The sequence below is a fragment of the Rheinheimera sp. genome (assembly GCF_036568245.1).
Taxonomy (GTDB): Bacteria; Pseudomonadota; Gammaproteobacteria; order Enterobacterales; family Alteromonadaceae; genus Alishewanella.
In genome coordinates this window covers 1-3,791 of sequence record NZ_DATCSY010000325.1, presented here as the reverse complement: position 1 = coordinate 3,791, position 3,791 = coordinate 1, and the positions used below count along the sequence as shown (strand labels likewise).

Sequence of the window (3,791 nt, the reverse complement as noted above, 5' to 3'; positions counted from 1 at the left end):
TGAAGCTATTGATCCGGTTCGTTATATTTCTAATCACAGCTCCGGGAAGATGGGCTTTGCGCTGGCAAAAGCCGCCGCGGCGATGGGTGCCGATGTGACACTGATAAGTGGCCCGGTGCAGCTTGCCACGCCAGCCGGCGTAAAACGGCTTGATGTGACAAGTGCACAGCAAATGTACGACGCGGCTATGGCACAGGCCGTAAACAGTGACATTTTCATCGGCTGTGCTGCCGTCGCCGATTATCGTGTTGCAGAAGTCGCCAGTGAAAAAATGAAAAAGCAGGCGGATAACAATTTGCAGCTTACGCTGGTACAAAACCCTGACATTATCGCCAGCGTCGCGGCACTGACCAAGCACAGGCCCTTTACTGTAGGTTTCGCTGCTGAAACCCAACATGTGCTGCAGTACGCCAAAGATAAACTGGCGCGCAAAAAGCTGGACATGATTTGTGCCAACGATGTGTCCGGCACTGAGCTGGGGTTTAATAGCGATCATAATGCCGTCACGCTGCTGTGGCAGCATGGCGAACAGGCATTAGCAGCCCAGCCCAAAGACCAGTTAGCTCATGCGATTGTGCAGCAGATCCTGGCCCGTTTTTCTTCAGAAAATTAATAAGTAATAAGAGTTTAGCCGTAAATGAAAAAAGCTATTGATTTAAAGATCCTTGACCCACGTATTGGCACTGAATTTCCATTACCGGCATATGCCACCCCCGGTTCCGCGGGTTTAGACCTGCGTGCCTGTCTGGATAACACGCTGGTGCTGGCGCCGGGTCAGACAGTACTGATCCCAACCGGCTTATCCATTTTTATCGGCGACGCTAACCTGTGCGCGACTATTTTGCCCCGTTCTGGCCTTGGCCATAAACACGGCATAGTGCTGGGTAATCTGGTGGGCTTAATTGACTCTGACTATCAGGGCCCGCTGATGGTATCGATGTGGAACCGCGGCTCGGACAGCTTTACCATTGAGCCGGGCGATCGTATTGCACAACTGGTATTTATGCCGGTGGTGCAGGCTGAATTTAATATCGTAGACAGTTTTGAGCAAACTGAGCGCGGTGAAGGTGGTTTTGGTTCATCAGGTAAAGCCTAAGATGCCGGCCCCACGCAGTACCAACCGCAAGGAAGATATCCTACAGGCGCTGGCCGCGATGCTGCAAAGCAATAACGGCCAACGTATCACCACTGCCGCGCTGGCGGAAAAAGTTGGCGTATCGGAAGCCGCGCTTTATCGCCACTTTCCCAGTAAAGCACGGATGTTCGAAGGCTTAATAGAGTTTATTGAGAATACGCTGTTATCGCGTATCAATGTGATACTGGACGAGCACAAAGCCACCGCCAGCCGCACTGAACTCATTCTGCAATTGCTGTTGGTGTTTGCCGAACGCAACCCGGGCATTTGCCGTATTTTAACCGGCGACGCCTTACAGGGCGAACAGGAGCGTTTGCAGGAGCGTGTTGCCCAGCTGTTTGAAAAGCTGGAAACCCAGCTGAAGCAGTGTCTGCGCGAACGTAAACTACGTGAGGGCAAAGGCTTTACCATCGACGAAGGCGAGCTGGCTAATATGCTGCTGGCCACGGTGGAAGGTAAACTGAGCCAGTTTGTTCGCTCCGGCTTTACCCGTCTGCCAACCCAGTACTGGGCACATCAGTGGGCTGCACTACAACAGGCACTGTTTGTCTGAACGGTATTGCAGGTTAGGAGATAACGTCAGGGATTAGGAAATGCTTTCTTCGCCGGCTTCAAGTATCACATCCCTGTGCCCTTTCAGCCTGCGCGGCATCCATGCCGCTGCTACGAAAGCACACCTAATCCCTTCCTTAATCAGAATCAGAAGATTCGGCTGGTCAACAACAGCTAAACAAAGCGCTCGTAAATCGCGGCACCCCATACCAGTGCCACTATCACTAAACTAACAAACACCGCAGCCGAGCCCATATCTTTAGCCCGGCCAGATAGCTCGTGCCGCTCAAGGCTGACCCTGTCGGTAAGTGATTCAATAGCCGAGTTCAGCAGTTCAACCACCAGTACCAAACACCAGACACTGACCAGCAAAGCAAACTGGCTGAAAGAAGTCGCCAGCCAGGCTGCAACCGGCACCGATAGCAGTGCCAGCACGGCTTCCTGACGAAACGCAGATTCAAACTTCCAGCTGGCAGCAAAGCCCTGCATCGAACACTTTGCCGCTTTAATAATACGACCAACTCCGGTGCCATTTGGCTTTAGCATACTGCTGTCCTGTTTTTATCTACTTCACACCATATTGCGCACGGTACGCTTTCACGGCGTCCAGATGCTGAGCCATTTCCGGCTTATCGGCCAGGTAGCTGATAAGATCCGGCAAACTGATAATCGAAATAACCTTCGTATTAAAATCGCGCTCGACTTCCTGAATGGCCGATAACTCGCCCTGACCGCGCTCTTGTCTGTCCAGCGCAATCAATACGCCGGTAAGCTCAGCGCCTTGCGCCTGGATCAGCGTCATCGACTCACGGATCGCCGTACCAGCGGTGATCACATCATCCACCAGCATAATGCGGCCCTTTAGTGGCGAGCCCACTAAATTACCGCCTTCGCCGTGGGTTTTGGCTTCTTTGCGGTTAAAGCAGTACGGCACATCGAGGTTATAATGATCCGCCAGTGCAACAGCTGTAGTCGTGGCGATAGGGATACCTTTATACGCCGGGCCAAACAGCACATCAAACTCGACGCCCGCATCGTTAAGCGCAGCGGCATAAAAGCGGCCTAATTTGGCCAGATCGCTACCGGTATTAAACAAGCCAGCATTGAAAAAATACGGGCTGGTACGGCCGGATTTTAGCGTAAAGCTGCCAAACTTCAGTACCTGGCGCGACAGCGCGAATTCAATAAAGTCACGTTGAAACTGTTTCATAGCCTTATCTTTACCTTCAAACCTTAAGTCAGTCTTAAGCCAGTACGCGCTTTTGCTCGTCAATGATCTCGCGGATAGCGTGCTTACCTAAATCCAGCATTTGCTGCATCTCTTCAAAGCTAAACGGCGCTTCTTCGGCGGTGCCCTGAATTTCAATGACTTTACCGGTTTCGGTCATCACGATATTCATATCGGTTTCAGCGTTTGAGTCTTCGGCGTAATCCAAATCAGCCACCGCCGTGCCTTTATAAATACCTACTGATACCGCTGCTACCATAAAATTCAACGGGTTGGTTTTGATCATGCCTTTAGCACGCATAAAGTTCAGCGCGTCGACTAAGGCAACACAAGCACCGGTAATGGATGCTGTACGGGTGCCGCCATCAGCCTGAATGACATCACAGTCGATAGTAATCGTATTCTCACCCAGCAGCTTTAAATCCACCGCTGTGCGCAGGGCACGGCCAATCAGGCGCTGAATTTCCATGGTGCGGCCACCTTGCTTGCCGCGGGCGGCTTCGCGGTCATTACGGGTATGCGTAGCGCGTGGCAACATGCCGTATTCTGCCGTCACCCAGCCTTTGCCCTGCCCTTTCATAAAACGCGGTACACCTTCAATCACACTGGCGGTACAAATCACTTTGGTATTACCAAACTCAACCAGCACAGAGCCTTCGGCATGAGCAGTAAACTGACGGGTAAACGTAAGGGGACGGATCTGACTGGCGGTTCTGCCACTTGGACGCATAGCTGCACTCCTGAAATTAACAATGTTCGCCATTATAAGTGTTATGGACAGTTAGGGCCATCAATTCGCCAAAATCGCTTAGCCTGCGGTATACTCGGTGTTTATTTACCGCCAGAGAGCATTTTATGATCCACAGTATGACAGCC

6 protein-coding genes are annotated in these 3,791 nt (G+C 51.7%); 3 read left to right on the top strand and 3 right to left on the bottom strand.

Going from position 1 to position 3,791, the window contains the following annotated elements:
• The 3 genes from coaBC to slmA all read left to right on the top strand — a co-directional run.
• Positions 1-613 (top strand): bifunctional phosphopantothenoylcysteine decarboxylase/phosphopantothenate--cysteine ligase CoaBC (gene coaBC / locus VIN66_RS14560; RefSeq protein WP_331924655.1); only part of this gene is annotated, 613 nt, incomplete at its 5' end.
• A gap of 24 nt (positions 614-637) precedes the next feature.
• On the top strand, positions 638-1,096 hold the full coding sequence (dut, locus tag VIN66_RS14555; protein ID WP_273024589.1) for a dUTP diphosphatase: 459 nt from the start codon (positions 638-640) through the stop codon (positions 1,094-1,096).
• 1 nt (position 1,097) lies between these two features.
• A complete protein-coding gene (gene slmA / locus VIN66_RS14550; protein ID WP_331924654.1) occupies positions 1,098-1,688 on the top strand; it encodes a nucleoid occlusion factor SlmA in 591 nt (196 codons plus the stop codon).
• Between the two features lie 173 nt (positions 1,689-1,861).
• Here the strand turns inward: slmA and VIN66_RS14545 are convergent, their stop codons facing one another.
• From VIN66_RS14545 to rph, 3 genes are read right to left on the bottom strand one after another with little or no spacing between them, the layout of a single operon-like run.
• A complete protein-coding gene (locus VIN66_RS14545) occupies positions 1,862-2,233 on the bottom strand; it encodes a diacylglycerol kinase (RefSeq protein ID WP_331924653.1) in 372 nt (123 codons plus the stop codon).
• Positions 2,234-2,252: 19 nt separating this feature from the next.
• Positions 2,253-2,897 (bottom strand): orotate phosphoribosyltransferase, encoded by a 645-nt coding sequence (gene pyrE / locus VIN66_RS14540; RefSeq protein WP_331924652.1) that lies wholly within the window; start codon positions 2,895-2,897, stop codon positions 2,253-2,255.
• Positions 2,898-2,931: 34 nt separating this feature from the next.
• Positions 2,932-3,645, bottom strand: coding sequence for a ribonuclease PH (gene rph / locus VIN66_RS14535; RefSeq protein WP_008219734.1), 714 nt, complete (start codon positions 3,643-3,645; stop codon positions 2,932-2,934).
• Positions 3,646-3,791: the final 146 nt, after the last annotated feature.